An 18,098-nucleotide genomic window follows, 5' to 3' on the forward strand; every position below is an offset into this window, starting at 1 on the left:
TATGTTAACACGAATGAAATGTTACGACAGTGGCAAGTTGCTCGGCGACTCTGTTATCCCGAGCAATGCATCAACCCCAATGCGGCTGCGCGGAACGGTTAACCGAGTGCGCCTAACACTCTGTGCTTAAACTCGCAGCCCGAGGCGAGCACTTGTTCGCGGCAAAGATCGATGTCGACTCCTTCTAATCCCTCAATCGCCGAGACTTGTACCCGCTCGATATAATGGGGGGCGAGGGCGATAAAGGCATTCACGGCGGCGTAGGAACCTGCCAGTTTTGGGCGGCAATGTTGGTTATAGGCGGCCTCATTGTCGGCGTTGAGGGAAATGGATAATCCATCCACGCACTCCGCTAACTCGGGCAGAATGTTGCGTCTGTGAACTAGGTTGCCTAAGCCATCGGTATTGACCCGCACGCGGCCGCCACGGCGTTTGATTTCCTTGGCTACGGCCAGCAATGTCGGCAGATTCATCGTCGGTTCACCATACCCGCAGAACACATATTCCTCAAAGTCTTCCACCTCGCCTAACAGCGGGATAATTTCCTCCGGCTTGGGCTGGTGGGTCAATGCCAATTGATACTCGTGAATTTGTTTACTGCCATTATGTTTAGGACAGAAGGCGCAACGCAGGGTGCAGCGACCCGTGATATTCAGATAACGACTCCTGCGAATATCATAGACTAAGGTTTCGGTGGCGCAGGTTTCATTAGTGCACACTTCCGCCGTGGTGTTGCCATTGGCTAAGGTTTCAGTGGCTTTAATGGGGGCGGGGTGGATTGGGGCAGAATGTGAGTTTGGCATCCGATCTGTTTTCATACTATCGACTTTATTGGCATCTTGGCGGTCACTTAGGTTGAGTGTAACGAATGCGATCCTTGATAACTGCCACCTAGATCGCACAACGCGCTTTACTCGTTAGGGGAAACCAGAGATAAAAAAGAGAGCCTAGGCTCTCTTTTTATGGGGGACAATGGTGACTTGACGACCACTAATCCTGTTTATAGTCAGGTTCATTAAAGGCGTCTAAGGACACCTTGTGACTCTCATTGGTATGTAAATGTCTCTCCTGCGATGTTTTTGGACGCCACCACCAATGGTAGAAGCGGCTTCCAACGCGTTTAGCATCATCGAGAATGATGTACAGCAAAGGCACCAAAATTAAGGTCACCACAGTCGAGAATAGGATACCGAAGGCAAGGGAAGTCGCCATAGGGATCACAATCTGCGCCTGTAGGCTGCGCTCAAGAATAATAGGCACAAGACCGACGAAGGTGGTCAATGAGGTCAAGATAATCGCCCTAAAACGATAACATCCTGAATCTACCGCCGCTTGTCTGACCGATTGCCCTTGCTCCCGCGCACGGTTAACAAAGTCCACCAAGATCAAGGAGTCGTTTACCACTACCCCGGCGAGCGCGACGATACCACAGAGACTCAAGACGCTCATGGCAAGACCTTGGATCAAATGCCCAAATAGCGCGCCGATAATCCCGAAGGGGATCACTGACATGATGATCAGTGGCTGGCTGTAAGACTTCAGCGGCACCGCCATTAAGGCATAAATGGTAAACAGCGCAAAGAAGAAGCCCTGCATTAGACCGACCATAGCATTCTGTTCATCCAAACTGCCGCCATCGAGGGTGGTTTGGATTTTAGGATACTTGGCCTGTAACTGCGGCAGGAAATCCTTTTGGATCTCAGTAACAACCTTAGAAGGTTCCACCTTGTGTTTGTTAGCATTCGCAATAATGGTAATTGCCCGCTTGCCATCGACACGTGTGATAGAGGCGTAGGATTCGCCTTTTTCAACCTCGGCAACGGTAGAGAAAGGCACCGACTTGCCCTGCGGCGTGCGGATCAACATATTCTCGAGGTAACCAACGGTACGGCGCTGCTCTAAGGGGTAGCGCACCATGACTTTGATTTCTTCTTTATTACGCAAAATACGTTGTGCTTCATAACCATAGAAGCCATAACGGACTTGGCGAGCTAAATCAGACAAAGTTAAACCTAGCGCTTCGGCCTCGGGGCGGATCTTTAAGCGGATCTCATGGCTACCCGAAGAGAAGTTATCGGCAATATCATACACACCTTCGTAGGTGGCGAGCTTTTGCTTGAGCTCGCGGGCGGCTGCGGATAATTCTTCGAGATCGCTCGAGGTCAATCTAAAGGATATGTCACCACCGCCACCGCCGTTCCCGCTGGCGTTAAAGTCGAGCTTCTTCACCGACAGTAACTCGGGCAATTGTTCTCGCCATGCGGCGGCAATGGCCTCGCCATCCACTTCTCGGTCTTCGCCCTTGGTCAGTTCGGCAAAGATAAAGGCGGAGGTGCGCGAGCTCATGTTGATAAAGCTATGCTTCACCACTTCGCTACCGTTGTCCTTCTCCATTTTAGCGTTCATCTTGTACAGGGCTTCTTCAATATCCTGTACCACCTTGAGGGTGTTCTGCTCTGAGCTGCCTTCATCCATTTCTAGCTGTACTTGGATAAAGTCCGATGGAATGTCGGGGAAGAACACCCAGCGCACTTTGCCGCTGGCGACTAAGGCTATGGATAAAATCAACACACCGATAAAGGCCGCGACGACGTTGTAGCGATGTTGGATACAGCGCTCGAGGAAGTTGCGGTAACTGTGGTGAATAAAGTGCTGAACGCGATTGTTAAATCTGTCCTTGAAGCGTCCAAAGAAACCCGTGGGTTCACCTGGTTTTCTGAACTTCATGTGGGCTAAGTGCGCTGGCAGGATAAATTTAGATTCCACCAGTGAAAACGCCAGACACATGATGACCACCATGCCGATGGATTTCCAAATAATCCCCATGGGGCCAGAGACCATCAACATAGGAATAAAGGCGGCGATAGTGGTTAACACCCCGAAAGTGGCTGGCATGGCCACTTTTTGTGCCCCGCGGATCACGTTATCAATAGAGTGTCCGTGCCGCTCGACCTCACTGTAGGCGCTTTCGCCTATCACAATCGCATCGTCGACCACTATCCCCAAGACGAGAATAAAGGCGAACAATGTCAGCATGTTGATGGTCATGGAGAAAGGTTCCAGCGGCATGATGAGCATAGTGCCGAGGAAACACACGGGTAACCCCATCATCACCCAGAAGGCGAGTTTGAGATCGAGGAACAGGGCTAAGATTACAAACACTAACAGGGCGCCATAAAACATGTTCGACATCATCATGTTCAACCGGCCCTTGAGGTAGTGGGTTAAATCTCCCCAAGTGTCTAATTTTGCATTGGCAGGCAGAGTGGCACGACGTTTCTCAACGTAGTCTTTGACCTGTTGAGCGATGTCGAGGGCGTTTTGATCGTTAACGCTGGTCACTTCAATAATGGCCGCTGGCTTGCCGTTGAAGCGGGTGTACTCTAAACGTTCTTCAAAATCGTCCTTAATGGTTGCCACCTGAGGCAACATCACTCGGCTACCATCGGCGCGGGTAGTGACGACGATATTGGCAAAATCATCGCCAGTATAGGCTTGGCCTTTCGTTCGTAGCAGAATGTCGCCATCTTCGGCGCGGATCGAACCGCCCGGCAAGTCGATAGAAGAGTTTTGCACCGCCAAGGCGACTTGCGAGAAGGTTAAGCCGTATTCCCGCAGCTTATCTTCTGAGACTTCGATACCGATTTCATAGTCGCGCACACCCGTGACTTTCGCGCGGGTCACGGCGGGAAGTTGGGTCAAATCATCACGTACCGATTTAGCCAACTCCTTCATATCGTGCAGCGACATATCACCGTAGACCGACACCCAAATCACGTTGTTTTCGGGTTCGATTTTATAGATTTGCGGTTTTTCGATGTTCACCGGAAAGGTGGAGATCGCGTCCAATCGTAACTTGGCTTCGTCGAGCACGGTTTGCACGTCGTAGTCATCTTCGACTTCGACCGTGATGGCGCCAACCCCTTCACTGGCAACCGAAGTGACTTTTTTAATCCCGTTGATATCTTGGATGGCTTCTTCAATCTTGATGTTGATGCCTTCTTCGATTTCCTGCGGCGCAGCGCCGGGATAAGCAACGGTAATGCTCAATAAGTTAAGGTTAAAAGAGGGGAATACCTCTTTATTAATCAACACTGTGCTAAATAGACCGCCAATCAGCAGCGCCCACATTAACAGGTTGGCTGCCACGCTGTTGCGGGCAAACCAGGCTAAGATCCCTTTTTGAGTATCCATTAGTTCACTCCAGCGGCCGCAAGACTCGACTCAGGAGCATCTTCCTTAGGTGTGGGGGTCTGCACCGGCTTGGCATCTTCACCTATGATTTTGACCAACTGGCCATTCGCCATATTGCTAAAGTGAGTGATGGCAACGCGCTCACCGGTTTTTAAGCTGTCCTTGATGAACACATTTTCAAGATCGCTACGCACGACATTCACATGGCGCATCTCGACAATATTTTGCTCGTTAATTAAGGCCACATGCTCGTTACGCACCACGTGGCGAGGCAGTTTAACTATGCCATCGACGGTGCGGCCCTTAATCACGGCATTCACAAAGCTGCCGTATTTCAGCGGTAAACTGCCTTGGGTTTTATGCTCACGTAGGTAAGGGTCTTTAATCTCGGCGACGAGGTAAACCATGCGGTTATCGGCATCAATCACGCCTTCGCTACGAATAATATTACCCATCCAAGTGTTTTCCTTACCCGCCAAAGAGGCGCTTAAGGTGACTTGGGTATCGGGGTGATCGACGGATTCCAAATAGGCTAAATCATCGTTAGAGATAGGCAGACGAATTTCGGCAATGCTAGTGTCGTACAGTTCACCCAAATTAGTGCCTAATGTCACGTACTGACCTAAATCGACATTTCTGGCCTTGATAATGCCATCAAAGGGCGCGCGGATAACCGTGCGCTCTAAGTTACGCTGGGCGCGTGCCAGTGCGGCCTGGGCATATTTAACGTTGGCTTGCTCTTTTTTCAGCTGTGGGATACGTAATCCCAGCTCTGGCGGTAAGCCTTTGTCGTAGCCCTTAAATTCGATTTTAGCGACTTCGCCACGGGCGATTTCTTCATTGAGCGCCGCGGTTGCCTGAGCCAAGGTGGCTTCGGCTTGCATTAAATCGGCTTCGTAATCCGAAGGTTCGATTTGGGCTAATTGGTCGCCTTTCTTCACTATGCCACCAGCCACAAATTGCGGCGAAATGCTCAGCATCCGCCCTTGGACTTCGGTCACCAGTTGCGTCTTATATTTAGGGGTAACCACGCCGTAGGAAGGAAGATTAAGCGATACCGTTTGCTGCTCAACCTGAGTGACATCGACGATAGGTACTGGCATTTCTTCAGGTTTTTGTTCGGGGGCTTCCTTAGTTGACATCAGTGCTATCGCACCAACAACAAATAACAGCAGTATAAACAGAGGAGATAATCTCCTGAGTAAAGTTTTCATCATATGATTGTTACATCCGTGCTAAATCGCTTAATGCGCCTAAAGTATCAGAGTCGAGCGGCGCAATAAATTTATTTTTGTAAATAAAATGTGTCTAAAGGTGATGGCGCGTTTTTACGGTACGCCACCTCTTTTTTGGCCGCCGATAAGCATATGGAAGATAAGAGTGTTTGGGTCACTCCGTTTGCATTTGTTATAGCGATTTTTTGCGGCGGGCGAGCATAAAAAAAGCCGCATTATGCGGCTTTGGGGAGGGGTTAAGCTTGCTTCTTGCGGGCAATTTTAGTGGCCTTTTTCGCTGCCTCTTTCTTGCTGGTTCGCTTGGCCGCTTCTTTGGCTTTCACCTTCGCTTTTTTCTTGGTCGGTACACGCGCTTCTTTGTGCTTAGGACGCAGTTCCTCAATAATACGGCGCTTAAGCGGCTGCTCGATATAACGCTCAATCTTACCGACAATGCGCATATCGTGAGCTTCGGCTAATGAAATCGCCGTTCCTTTCGCGCCCGCGCGGCCAGTACGGCCAATGCGGTGGATGTAACTATCGGCAGAACGTGGCATGTCAAAGTTAATCACATGGGTGATATCGTCGATATCGATACCACGAGCGGCTACATCGGTTGCCAGTAACACATTCACTTCGCCTTTGGTAAAGCGGCTTAAGGCTTGGAAGCGTTTCTTCTGTTCCATATCGCCACGCATAAAGGCGCAGGGAATACCGGCTTTCAGCAACTGACCTTCGAGGCTAGAAACCACATCGCGAGTCTTTACGAATACGATGGCGCGTTTAACCTCTTCCTGCTTGAGCAGATGGCACAGCAGAGCAATCTTATGTTCTTTATCATCGGCAAGGTGGATCCATTGGTGGATCTTAGCCTTTTCTTTGCGCGGTGCGTCGACATCGATTTCGATAGGATCGTTAAGCACTTCGCGGGCAAAACGGATAACGCCGCTGCCTTCGAGGGTGGCCGAAAACAGCATATTTTGCTTACGACCTTGGGCTTCCAGGGCAATGGCCTTCACCACGGCGGAGAAACCCATATCGAGCATGCGGTCGGCTTCGTCGATGATCAATATGTCGACCGATTCTGCGCTGAATTTGCCTCTATCTAAATATTCCATCAGACGACCAGGAGTCGCGACCAGAATATCGATATTGTCTTTTAAGGCTTCTTCCTGTGGACCATAGGGCACACCACCAGTGATGATGGCGATATTCAGCCCTTGGCCTGTGGCTAAGTGGCAGGCATAACGGTGAATTTGGCTGGCTAACTCACGGGTTGGCGTCAGGATCAAAATTCGCGCATGGCCAGAATAGCGACGGGGAAAGTCGATTAAGTGTTGCAACGCAGGCAATAAGAAACTGGCGGTTTTACCTGTACCCGTCGGGGCGCGCGCCAAAATATCCCGCTGCTCGAGGGCATGTGGCAGGGTTTCTTGCTGGATGGTGGTGGGCGACAGGTGCCCCATGGCTTTAAGTGACTCTAATAAGCTAGGGTCAAGCTGAAAATCTTCAAATTGCATGCGCGGCGTCTCGACGAATAATAGCCAAGCATTATAAAGGTTATAACCGTTAACTTAAATAATTTAATCGGGAGAGGGTTTACTTTTACGTGCTTTGGCCGATGCAGTGCGGGTCTACTCACTTCAAGGCTTGTTGGTGGCGGCTGTTGGGAGTGGATTTTACCGTACTCTATTGCATTTGAAGGCAGACATTTTGCAAAAGATGTATAAGATAAAGAGAACATTGTAAAAAATTGGCTGTTGTTGAGAGAGTTCGAAGGATTGATGGGATGTTAGCTGGAGTCTTAACAATAAATTGTGCCTATGGTTGATGAGCGCATCCCATAGTACCCAAGCGTTAGCCCTGCTTGGATTGGCGTATTCGAATGTTGGTTACGATTAGGTTTTACGTTTCTAAAACATGGGCTTGGAACATATGGCTTTTGATTGGTTATCGCAGTTTTTTATTTCTTCCCAAGACAGCCTATTGCTGAATGTCTATTACAATCCTCTGCTGGTCACTATTTCCATTCTGATTGCGATTTTTGCCGCTTTTATGGCCTTTCAGGTCACCTCTCAAGCGGTGCTGAGTCAATCGAGAGCGCGGCAACAGATCATGTTACTGACGGGGAGCGTAGTCTTCGGCGGTGGGGTCTGGTCGATGCATTTTATCGGAATGTTAGCCTTCGATTTATGCTCGCCCGTGACCTATAACTTTGGGCTCACGGCGCTATCCCTTTTGCCTAGTATTGGTGCCTCATGGGTGGCGCTGAATTTGCTTTCTAAGCCGAGTTTTCAACTTTCCCAAGTGCTGATTAGCGGCACCTTAGTGGGTGCAGGGATTGGCACTATGCACTATGTGGGGATGGCGGCCATGGAGATGGCACCATTACTGCGTTATGACCCATGGATTTTTGCGCTGTCTATCGTAGTCGCTGTACTACTCGCCATTATTGCGCTGTGGGTGCGCACTGGGCTGAATCAGCTTATTTCCTCCAATATGAATAGCATTAGCTGTAATTTTATCGCCAGTATCGTCATGGGACTGGCGATTTCAGGCATGCATTACACAGGCATGGCGGCGGCGCGATTCGTTAAACCCGAAGGTCTTGAGCTGAGCCAGCAGACCTCAGAAATCTCGTTTTATCTGGCGCTCGGCGTCTCGGTGATCACTGTTATCATCATCTGCTTAGTGCTGATTGTGAACGTGATTTTTAAGTATAAAGACTTGTCTTTGCTCGCAAAATCAAACGAAGACCGTATGCGCGCCATGATGAATACTGCAGTCGATGGGATTATTACGATCGATGGGCAAGGCATCATAGTGAATGTGAACAAAGCGGTGACCACTATTTTAGGTTGGTCATCCGCCGAGTTACTGGGCGCGAATGTGAAGAAAATTGTGCCCGAGTCGATTCGGCCGAACCACGATGGTTATTTAGCCCAATACGTGAAAACCCGTGAGGCGCAGATTATCGGCACGGGGCGTGAGGTCGAGGCGCAGCATAAGGCGGGCCATTTAGTGCCAGTGCGCCTGAGTATTGGCCATGTGATGCAGGGCAAAGCCCATTACTTTGTTGGCTTTATTTCCGATCTCAGCCAACGTAATGAGATGGAACAAGAGCTTAAAAACAATGAGGCCAAGTTTCGCTCGCTGATCACTAATATTCCAGGCATTGCCTATCGCTGTAAAAGCACAGAGGGCTGGCCCATGGTGTTTATCAGCGACGCGGTGCAAAACATCACTGGCTATCCCGCCGAGGATTTCGAGCTTCCCCATCCGAAACGTTTCTTCTCGGATCTCTATCATCCGGACGATATTGAAACCATTTACGCCCAAGCGCAGCCGCCGACCTTTTCGATGGAATACCGTATTATCCGCGCAGATGGCGGGGTGCGTTGGTTGTTTGAACACGGCAATTATATCCTCGATGAAACCAGCAAAGAGGTGTGGATTGACGGCTTCCTGATGGATATCACCGAGCGTAAGGAGATGGAACAGGACTTAGTGATGGCGAAGAATAATGCCGAGCAGGCGGCTGCCGCCCGCGCAGCTTTCTTGGCCAACATGAGCCATGAGATCCGCACGCCAATGAATGCCATCATCGGCTTTAGCGATATTCTGTTGGAGTCGGTATTAGATGTTGAGCAGCAAAAACAGCTCTCCACCATCAATCGCTCCGCCAAATCCTTGCTGCATCTACTCAACGATGTGCTCGACAGCGCCAAGCTCGACAAGGGTAAACTCGAGTTAGAAAATCGAGTGTTTTGCTTAACCGATGAAATCGATACTGTGATTTCAACCCTGTGGTTGCAGGCGAAAAAGCAGCGCTTATCCCTCGAGGTTAATATCGCGCCGACGATGGCGGCGAACTTTATTGGTTCGCCGGAGCGCATCCGCCAAGTGCTGATCAACTTAATTGGTAATGCGGTTAAATTTACCTGTGAAGGCAAAGTCACGGTCAACGTCTTCCCGCAGGATGACTCTCTGGTTAGCTTCGAGATTGTCGATACCGGTATTGGCATGTCCCCCGAGCAGCTAAATCGGGTCTTTGAGGCATTTGCCCAGGCCGATGTGTCCATGAGCCGAAAATACGGCGGCACAGGGCTTGGCACGACCATCAGTAAACAGTTAGTTGAGTTGATGGGCGGTAAGATTGAGGCGAAAAGTGCCCTCGGCCAAGGCAGTACATTCCGCTTTACTATTCCCTTGCAACCTAGCTTTGAGCCGCTATCGAGCCAGCACGACGATAACTGGTCATTACCGCCACTGACGATGTTAGTGGTCGATGATATTCAGCAGAATATCGATCTCCTATCCGTATGGTTAACCCGTCAAGGGCATAAAGTGATCACCGCCCGCGATGGTGAACAGGCGCTGCTGCGGATGCAAAAAGCCGACATCGATATCACGCTGATGGATCTGCAAATGCCAGTCATGGATGGTTTGACGGCGGCGAAGATGCGCCGCGAGCAAGAAGTCGCATCTCAATTACCCCGTATGCCAATCATTGCGTTAACCGCGAGCGTGTTAGAGCAAGATAAGAGCGCCGCCGAGCAAGCCGGTATGGATGGCTTTGCCAATAAGCCCATCGATTTTGTGCTGCTGACGCGGGAAATTGCCAGAGTGTTGCAGCTTAATCCGCCTCAGGCCGAGTTTGTCTCTTCGCAGCCTGCTAGCACGCAATTAGTCGATGAAGCCAAGGGCGTGAAATTGTGGGGCTCTAAACCGCAATTTATCAAAGAGTTGATGAAGTTTATTGCCCAATGGCCAGAGAAAAATCAAGCGTTACAACAGGCGATAAATGACCAAGATACTGTGACCATTAAGCTCTTAAGCCATAGTTTGAAAGGCGTTAGTGGGAATTTGGGTCTATTGCAGTGGATGGCGCACTTTGGACAGTTAGAGCAGTTAGCGCAAGCTGAGTCGCCCTCGCCCTCGCGTGAAGCCATGGAGGCCATAGTTGCTAAGGTAAGCGACTCCCTCGTCGAGATTGGGGATTATATCGAGGGCACCACAATGCCAACGGCCAGCGCCTCCGCCGCCGTCCATGTGGGGACAAGCGATCCCGCAGAATTATTAGCACATATTGATGCCTTGCTGGCATCGATTGCGCACCATAGTTTTGAAGAGTCTGATCTTGAGGCGCTTACCGCTCGTATTGATGAACATCTGCGCCTTCATGTGGCCATGATTACCGAAGCCTTAGACAACTTTGATTTTGATATTGCCCATAACGAATTGACCGAGTTACGGCGTACTATCACCGCGAATAAGGAGTAGCAATGCAGTCTACATCTGAACATAAGAAAACCTTATTGTTGGTGGATGATGAGCCCGTTAACTTACGGGTGCTCAAGCAAGTTTTGCATCAGGATTACCATCTTATCTTTGCCAAAAGTGGCGAAGAGGCCCTGCGCCTCGCGCAAACTGAGCTGCCATCGCTGATCCTACTGGATATTATGATGCCCAATATGACGGGGCTAGAAGTCTGTCAGTTGCTGAAAAATATCCCAGAGACCCAATCGATCCCTGTGATTTTTGTTACCGCTTTGAATGATGAGCACGATGAAGCGGCGGGCTTTGCCGTGGGCGGGGTGGATTATATTGTGAAGCCGATTTCGGCCACCGTAGTCAAAGCCCGGGTGAAAACCCATTTATCCTTAGTGCAGGCCGATGAATTGCGCCGCACTCGCTTGCAAGTGATCCAACGTTTAGGTCGCGCCGCCGAATATAAAGATAATGAAACCGGTACCCATGTGCTGCGCATGAGCCATTATTCTAAAATTTTGGCCTTGGCCTACGGCTTGAGTGAGGCACAGGCGGATGATTTATTACACGCTGCGCCCATGCACGACATTGGTAAAATCGGTATTCCCGATAGCATTATGCTCAAACCGGGTAAGTTGACCGATGAAGAGTTTGCCATTATGAAAACCCATCCCCATATTGGCGCCGAGATTATCGGTGAGGCGGATTCTGAGCTGCTGCGGTTAGCGAAATCTGTGTCTTTAACTCACCACGAGAAATGGAACGGCACTGGTTATCCTAATGGATTGAAAGGCGAAGCCATTCCCTTAGAAGGACGGATAGTTGCCCTCGCCGATGTGTTTGACGCCCTGACCAGTAAACGCCCCTATAAAGAGGCTTGGTCAGTCGAGAAGACCATGGACTATATCCAGGAGCAGAGCGGGGTGCATTTCGATCCTGAGTTGGTGCGGTTATTTAGCGATAACTTAGATAAAGTGCTAGAGATTAAAAATAAATGGGTAGATAGCTGATATTAGATTAGCGATAAAAGATAAGGCTCTTGCTGGAGCCTTATCACTCGTTTGAATTACAGTTTTAGATAAAAATCTTTGGTCAGGGCAATCATTTGCTCGGTATAGCGGCCATCTTCCCCGCGTAGAATGAGCTCTGTGTGCTGACAAGGTTCATCGTGACTTTTAGTCTGCGCAGTCTTAGCCAACAGCAACAACACGCGATTGGCGGCCTTATTCTCCACACTGCTAACCCTCACTTCCTCCGCAAGATAAAGTTCAGTCTGATCTAGGCAAGCCTTAAAGCGCGTCAGGCTTTGGATGGGCAAAATAAGGCTGGCGTAACCCTCAAGCGATAGGCACTGATTTATCGCCTCGAGTAAGGGCGTAAAGCCTAAGGTGTCAGTGTGGCGCGCCATCGCCCTATGTTGCTCGTTCGCCTTGGGGCCATGCTCAAAGTAGGGCGGGTTACAGATGATATGGTCGAAATGCCCTTGATACTCAGGTTGTTGGCAAACGTGCTGAATATCGCCATGTATAAGCTGGCAGCGCTGCGCCCACGGACTTTGCGTCATATTGTATCTACAGGCCGCTGCGGCTTTTTCTTCTAATTCGACAGCGATGATTTGCCCTTGGCTACGCTGCGCCGCCATTAAACTTAACAATCCACTTCCCGCACCAATATCGAGAATATGCTTAGCCTGCGATAGGGGGGCCCATGCGCCTAATATCACGCCGTCGGTGCTGACGGGCATGCCGCAATTAAGGTCGTCAATGTGGAATTGTTTAAAGGTAAATGCCATGGGAATTACATCATTAAGTGAATAATAAAGATTTCGCCCATAAGGGCTGGCGTTATTTTAAAGGGCATAACGCATATTCGCTAAGATTTTTGTGCCTGATACAAATAAGTTCATTCTTCCATTTAGATCTAGTTTTTGTGTTTTTTATGCTGTTTTGAGTCGAAGTTCACTTAATTAAGGGTTTAATTTATTACCCCGGTAACGCATTGTTAGCAGTTAATTAGCATTGCAGGGCTTTTTTAGGTGAAAACAATCTTGTCTGTTGTATTGGTTTTTAAATTCTGATATTAGTTTCGCCCCCATTTTTAATCAATTTTATGATTAACGGATAGGTGAACGGGTTTTTAGGTGAATAAATCGGCAGTGAAGCCAATTTTTAGTTCATTTTTGTTTATAAACTCAGCAGATATCGCACATATTTACCACGGAATTGTGTAAACATAGATTTGCACTCCGGATGGGCTTTGTTTTAGCTATGGCTAATCGACACATAATCACTTAAGTTTATTAAAAACAATAAGACAAGATGGGGCTTTCCGTGCAAGACAATCAGATGAGTATCGGGGATACATTAGGCTTAGGTTTTATGACCTTCGCGTTTTTTTTGGGGGCGGGTAACTTAATTTTTCCACCCTTTGCGGGCATGTTGGCCGGGGAGAATATGCCCCTTGCTATGTTAGGTTTTCTCATCACTGCCGTAGGTTTACCTTTAGTCGGGCTCATTGCTGTTGCTAAGGCTCAAGGTAAGGTTATGGCAATGCTACCAGTGTTTGCGGCAACCGCATTGGCCATCGCGATTTATATTATTATTGGGCCTGCGTTTGCGGCGCCACGTACGGGTCTGGTGGCCTATGAAATCGGTGCTAAGCCCTTTATCGACAATACGAGTGCGACCGTTATGCTCGGCAGTTTGTCGCTTAATTTGTCGCAACTTATCTATACCCTGTGCTTCTTTACTGTGACTATGCTGCTGGCATTATTCCCCGGTAAATTACTCGACAGCGTCGGTAAAGTATTAACGCCTATCCTGTTGTTATTGCTGGTGGGTTTAGCCCTGTCTGTGGTGTTTTTGCCCGCTGCAGAAGTTGGAGTGGCCGTGGGTGACTACCAAAACCATCCGCTAACCAAAGGTATCCTCGAAGGCTACAACACCATGGATACCCTAGCGTCGTTAATGTTTGGTATGTTGATTATCGATCTGCTGCGTAAAAAGGGGATTGACCAACCTAGCGCGCAAACTAAATATTTGATCCGCGCAGCCTTTATTGCGGCGGCAGGTCTAGCATTTGTTTATGTTTCTTTGTTCTTTTTAGGTGCGACGGCGGGTGATATTGCCGTAGGTGCTAAAAACGGTGGCGAGATTTTAACTAACTATGTGACTCGTGAGTTTGGCAGTTTAGGCACAGTATTATTGTCTACCGTTGTGACCTTAGCCTGCTTAACCACGGCGGTCGGTTTAGTGAGTGCCTGCTCTGAGTTTTTCAATGAGCTGATGCCAAAGCTGTCTTACCGTTTCTTAGTGGTTCTGCTGAGCGCCATCTGCGCCTTGATCGCAAACGTGGGCCTGTCTCAGTTAATTGCTATCAGTATTCCAGTGTTAATGGCGGTTTACCCTGTGGCGATTGCCTTAGTGGCGGTGACCTTCTTGACCGAACACTTCCCGCGTCCACAGTTTGCCCACCGTGCAGCACTGTCTGTAGCCCTGCTATTTGGTATTTTCGATGGGATGAAAGTCGCAGCGAAAGGCCTCACTGGTGAAGACGGTAAAGGCATCACCGAAGCGGCGCAGAGCTTTATCGATCTCGTCAGCGGTATGTCTCCGACACTGTCTATCCTGCCACTGTACGAAGAAGGCATGGCGTGGTTACTGCCCACCTTAGTCGTGATCGTGCTGTGTTTATTGTTTGGCCGCGGCGGTGCGAAAGCGGTCAGCGCGGCATAAACAAGACGCTGCCACAAGCAGAACAATTGAGTTAATATCAACGGCGTATCCTTAGAATACGCCGTTTTTTATGGAGTTTTTGTGGCTAAAACCTATCAGTGCGATCCGCTTATCGATGCCTTTCTCGATGATCTTTGGTCCAGTAAGGGCTTAAGTGATAACACCTTGAGTGCCTATCGCACCGATTTACGCCATTTTGACCGCTATCAACAGAGCCAAGGCCTGCGGTTAATCGAGGTGGGGCAAGCCGATGTGCGTGCCTATTTAGCCTACCGAGTCGAACAACAATTTGCCCGCACCAGTAGCGCACGTTTACTCAGTAGTTTACGGCGCTTTTACACTTATTTATTGCAGACCAAACAGATTGCTGGCGATCCTATGGCGCTGATTGAATCGCCCAAATTGAGTCGGCAATTGCCAGATTCTTTAAGTGAGTCACAGGTCGATAGATTGCTGGCCGAGCCCAATGTGGACGACCCCGTCGAGTGCCGTGATAAAGCCATGCTTGAACTCTTATACGCCACTGGATTGCGGGTGAGTGAGCTGGTGGGGCTCACCCTGGAGCAGATGAGTTTGCGCCAAGGTTTAGTGCGGATTGTGGGTAAGGGCGGTAAAGAGCGGTTAGTGCCCATGGGCGAGCTGGCCATTACCGAGGTTGAGCGTTACTTAAGTTTTGCGCGCCACGAACTCTTGGGCAATATTCAGTCCGATGTGGTATTTCCTTCGAAGCGGGCACAGATGATGACAAGGCAAACCTTTTGGCATCGGATCAAGCTCTATGCGAGCCGCGCCGGCATCGAAACTGAACTTTCACCCCATACCCTGCGTCATGCCTTTGCCACCCACTTACTTAACCATGGCGCCGACCTTAGGGTGGTACAATTACTCTTAGGTCACAGTGACTTATCGACGACTCAAATTTATACCCATGTGGCGCGAGCGAGATTACAAGAGTTGCACCAACAGCATCATCCTCGCGGTTAAGTTTATCCTTCACAAAACCTCGAATGGTTGAATTTAGTTACAGTATAAATTTGCATTCTATCTAGCTTGTCTGTAACTTTTTGCCCCCATACAGGGTCTAATAAGATGACCCATATGTCGCAGTAGCGATTTACTTAATAGGAAGTCCCATGAAGTTGACCCGAGCATTATCTTTAGTTTTCGCGCTTGTTGTTGCGCCTCTGGCCAGCGCCGCTACGGCGACCACTCCCGACACAGCTGCGATTAAGCAAAAACTCAGCGAGATGTTAGACGTTGAAGTGATTTCAATGCAGGATTCACCTATCGAAGGTTTATATCAAGCCATGACCAACCGTGGCGTGCTTTATATCAGCCGCGATGGCTCAAAACTGTTCCACGGTAATTTATACGATATTGATAAGGGCATGAAAAACCTGACGGAAGCGGCGCTTGCAGGCCCTCGTCTGGCGATGATGAAGCCGCTTGAAGATCATATGCTGGTATATAAAGCCAAGGATGAAAAACACGTTGTGACTGTGTTTACCGATGTGAGCTGTGGCTACTGCCGTAAGTTACATAGCCAAATGGCCGACTACAACAAGCTTGGCATTACCGTGCGTTACTTAGCCTTCCCACGTGCTGGTGTACCATCTGCCAATGCCGATGAGATGCAGGCTATTTGGTGTGCTAAGGATCCATTAAAGGCCATGACAGAAGCTAAGGCTGGCAAAAAAGTATCCGCCGCGACCTGTGATGCCAAGATTGCCGAGCAATATGAGCTAGGTACCAGCTTTGGCGTTAACGGCACGCCTGCAATCGTATTGGAAGACGGTAATATGATCCCAGGATATCAACCACCTGCCGATCTACTGCGTACTTTAGAAGCTCGCAAATAATCCGGTTTCGGATAAATTTATCCCATTAAAGGTGAGCTTAAGGCTCACCTTTTTGTTATCTTAGCCCCATGATTGCTTAAGAGTTTGCTCCCTTGATCCATAAGATAGTCCGTCGCCCAACCGTTGATGATAGCCATTTACCCGCTCACCTTCCGCCGTTATTAAGACAGCTTTACGCCCGCCGTGGTGTTATGCCCAACGAATGCGAACTGGTGCTCAAAGGCCTGCTAAGACCCGATACAATGAAGGGCTTGGAGCCGGCCGCTAAGTTGATTGCCGATGCGATGCAGCAGGATAAGTCGATACTGATCGTCGGCGATTTCGATGCCGATGGCGCTACCTCGACTAGCGTGTGTTTGTTAGCGTTACGGATGATGGGCGCGAGCAAGGTCGATTATCTGATCCCCAATCGTTTCGACTACGGTTATGGTCTGAGTCCTGAGATTGTCGCCGTGGCGGCATCCAAACAGGCAGAATTACTTATCACTGTTGATAACGGCATTTCCTCGATTGAGGGTGTAGCTGCCGCCAAAACCTTTGGCATGCAGGTGGTGATCACCGACCATCACTTACCCGGCCATGAGTTACCGGCGGCCGATGCCATAGTGAATCCCAATCAGCCGGGTTGTCAGTTTGCTAGTAAATCCATTGCTGGCGTCGGGGTCGCCTTTTATCTGATGACGGCGCTTAGGGCAGAGCTGCGCACTCGTCATTGGTATCAAGCCCGAGGCATTGCCGAGCCCAACCTAGGTACTCTGCTGGATATTGTTGCCCTTGGCACTGTGGCCGACGTGGTGTCGCTCGATGCCAACAATCGTATTTTGGTCGAGGCGGGATTGCAGCGGGTACGCAGTGGTCGATGCCGCGTAGGCATTACCGCCTTACTCGAAGTGGCCAAACGTAATCCTGCTCGCATTGTTGCCTCGGACTTTGGCTTTGCCGTAGGGCCAAGGCTCAATGCCGCCGGCCGGCTGGATGAAATGGCGCTTGGGGTCGAAACCCTGCTGTGCGAAGACATCATGTATGCAAGGCGGATGGCGGCAGAGCTCGATAGTCTCAACCAAGAGCGTCGTGAGCTTGAGGTCGGGATGCAGCAAGAGGCGCTGAAAAGTCTTGAATATCTAAAGCTTAATGAAGAGCAACTTCCGTGGGGTATTGCCCTCTTTCAAGAGGATTGGCACCAAGGGGTTATCGGAATTCTTGCCTCACGGATTAAAGATAAATACCACAGACCCGTTATCGCCTTTGCCGACGCGGGGAATGGTGAAATTAAAGGCTCGGCGCGTTCTATCAAAGGCTTGCATATGCGCGATCTGCTGGAGTTGGTTAACTCGCGTCATCCTGGGCTTATCAGCAAATTTGGCGGCCATGCAATGGCGGCGGGCTTAACTTTAAAGTCTGGTGGCTTCGCAACCTTTGCTAAAGCCTATGATGATGCGGTGCGTGAACTGTTAAAGCCTGAGCAGCTCACGGGTGAGCTTTGGTCCGATGGCGAATTAACTCCGACGGAACTTACCCTCGAAATCGCCCAGTTACTGCGTAATGCCGGACCTTGGGGTCAGTCCTTCGAGGAGCCATTATTCGATGGTTATTTTAAGATTATCCAGCAGCGGATTGTGGGGGAGCGCCACCTTAAATTAGTGCTTGAAACCCCATGCAGTACCGTGATGTTAGATGCGATTGCCTTTAATGTGGATTTACACACTTGGCCCGATGCGACGATTCAACATGCGCGCATCGTTTATAAGCTGGATGTAAATGAATATCGCGGTAATTTCACCCTGCAGTTGATGGTCGAGCAAATCGAGCCAATGTAGTCAGTGATT

General features: G+C 49.5%; 11 protein-coding genes. 6 read left to right on the plus strand and 5 right to left on the minus strand.

Annotated elements, in window-relative coordinates; genetic code table 11:
* Nucleotides 1–98: 98 nt before the first annotated feature.
* The 4 genes from CF168_RS04095 to srmB form a co-directional block, all read right to left on the minus strand.
* Complete coding sequence (locus CF168_RS04095; RefSeq protein WP_089067067.1) at nucleotides 99–803, minus strand: TatD family nuclease-associated radical SAM protein; 705 nt, start codon at nucleotides 801–803, stop codon at nucleotides 99–101.
* A 187-nt stretch (nucleotides 804–990) separates the two neighbouring features.
* Nucleotides 991–4,194: an efflux RND transporter permease subunit gene (locus CF168_RS04100; protein WP_089067068.1), complete on the minus strand. Its 3,204-nt coding sequence runs from the start codon at nucleotides 4,192–4,194 to the stop codon at nucleotides 991–993.
* Entirely contained in the window at nucleotides 4,194–5,411 is a 1,218-nt protein-coding gene (locus tag CF168_RS04105) for an efflux RND transporter periplasmic adaptor subunit (RefSeq protein WP_037430327.1), read from the minus strand. Before CF168_RS04105 ends, CF168_RS04100 begins: the two co-directional genes overlap by 1 nt.
* Before the next feature lie 254 nt (nucleotides 5,412–5,665).
* On the minus strand, nucleotides 5,666–6,928 hold the full coding sequence (gene srmB / locus CF168_RS04110; RefSeq protein ID WP_086902650.1) for an ATP-dependent RNA helicase SrmB: 1,263 nt from the start codon (nucleotides 6,926–6,928) through the stop codon (nucleotides 5,666–5,668).
* A gap of 400 nt (nucleotides 6,929–7,328) precedes the next feature.
* Here srmB and CF168_RS04115 point away from each other — a divergent pair, with 400 nt between their 5' ends.
* Together CF168_RS04115 and CF168_RS04120 are read left to right on the plus strand one after the other, a co-directional pair.
* Nucleotides 7,329–10,691, plus strand: coding sequence for an MHYT domain-containing protein (locus CF168_RS04115; RefSeq protein WP_089067069.1), 3,363 nt, complete (start codon nucleotides 7,329–7,331; stop codon nucleotides 10,689–10,691).
* A 2-nt stretch (nucleotides 10,692–10,693) separates the two neighbouring features.
* A complete protein-coding gene (locus CF168_RS04120) occupies nucleotides 10,694–11,689 on the plus strand; it encodes a response regulator (protein ID WP_089067070.1) in 996 nt (331 codons plus the stop codon).
* Between the two features lie 56 nt (nucleotides 11,690–11,745).
* On the opposite strand, the gene CF168_RS04125 is transcribed toward CF168_RS04120, so the two are convergent.
* Nucleotides 11,746–12,471, minus strand: coding sequence for a tRNA1(Val) (adenine(37)-N6)-methyltransferase (locus tag CF168_RS04125; protein WP_089067071.1), 726 nt, complete (start codon nucleotides 12,469–12,471; stop codon nucleotides 11,746–11,748).
* A gap of 526 nt (nucleotides 12,472–12,997) precedes the next feature.
* On the opposite strand from CF168_RS04125, the gene brnQ reads away from it, so the two are divergent.
* The 4 genes from brnQ to recJ all read left to right on the plus strand — a co-directional run bounded on the left by brnQ (nucleotide 12,998) and on the right by recJ (nucleotide 18,089).
* Nucleotides 12,998–14,413, plus strand: coding sequence for a branched-chain amino acid transport system II carrier protein (brnQ, locus tag CF168_RS04130; RefSeq protein WP_167373550.1), 1,416 nt, complete (start codon nucleotides 12,998–13,000; stop codon nucleotides 14,411–14,413).
* A gap of 81 nt (nucleotides 14,414–14,494) precedes the next feature.
* A complete protein-coding gene (xerD, locus tag CF168_RS04135; RefSeq protein WP_089067073.1) occupies nucleotides 14,495–15,397 on the plus strand; it encodes a site-specific tyrosine recombinase XerD in 903 nt (300 codons plus the stop codon).
* Between the two features lie 149 nt (nucleotides 15,398–15,546).
* Complete coding sequence (gene dsbC / locus CF168_RS04140) at nucleotides 15,547–16,272, plus strand: bifunctional protein-disulfide isomerase/oxidoreductase DsbC (RefSeq protein ID WP_011621591.1); 726 nt, start codon at nucleotides 15,547–15,549, stop codon at nucleotides 16,270–16,272.
* 92 nt (nucleotides 16,273–16,364) lie between these two features.
* Nucleotides 16,365–18,089 carry a single-stranded-DNA-specific exonuclease RecJ gene (gene recJ, locus CF168_RS04145; protein WP_089067074.1) on the plus strand — a complete coding sequence of 575 codons (1,725 nt, stop codon included), beginning with the start codon at nucleotides 16,365–16,367 and terminating at the stop codon, nucleotides 18,087–18,089.
* Nucleotides 18,090–18,098 lie beyond the last annotated feature (9 nt).

Source organism: Shewanella bicestrii (assembly GCF_002216875.1).
GTDB classification, from domain to species: domain Bacteria; phylum Pseudomonadota; class Gammaproteobacteria; order Enterobacterales; family Shewanellaceae; genus Shewanella; species Shewanella seohaensis.

Coding starts and splice junctions, on each gene's coding strand:
- CF168_RS04095 (WP_089067067.1), bottom strand. CDS start 803: ATGCCAAACTCACATTCTGCCCCAATCCACCCCGCCCCCATTAAAGCC.
- CF168_RS04100 (WP_089067068.1), bottom strand. CDS start 4,194: ATGGATACTCAAAAAGGGATCTTAGCCTGGTTTGCCCGCAACAGCGTG.
- CF168_RS04105 (WP_037430327.1), bottom strand. CDS start 5,411: ATGATGAAAACTTTACTCAGGAGATTATCTCCTCTGTTTATACTGCTG.
- srmB (WP_086902650.1), bottom strand. CDS start 6,928: ATGCAATTTGAAGATTTTCAGCTTGACCCTAGCTTATTAGAGTCACTT.
- CF168_RS04115 (WP_089067069.1), top strand. CDS start 7,329: ATGGGCTTGGAACATATGGCTTTTGATTGGTTATCGCAGTTTTTTATT.
- CF168_RS04120 (WP_089067070.1), top strand. CDS start 10,694: ATGCAGTCTACATCTGAACATAAGAAAACCTTATTGTTGGTGGATGAT.
- CF168_RS04125 (WP_089067071.1), bottom strand. CDS start 12,471: ATGGCATTTACCTTTAAACAATTCCACATTGACGACCTTAATTGCGGC.
- brnQ (WP_167373550.1), top strand. CDS start 12,998: ATGGGGCTTTCCGTGCAAGACAATCAGATGAGTATCGGGGATACATTA.
- dsbC (WP_011621591.1), top strand. CDS start 15,547: ATGAAGTTGACCCGAGCATTATCTTTAGTTTTCGCGCTTGTTGTTGCG.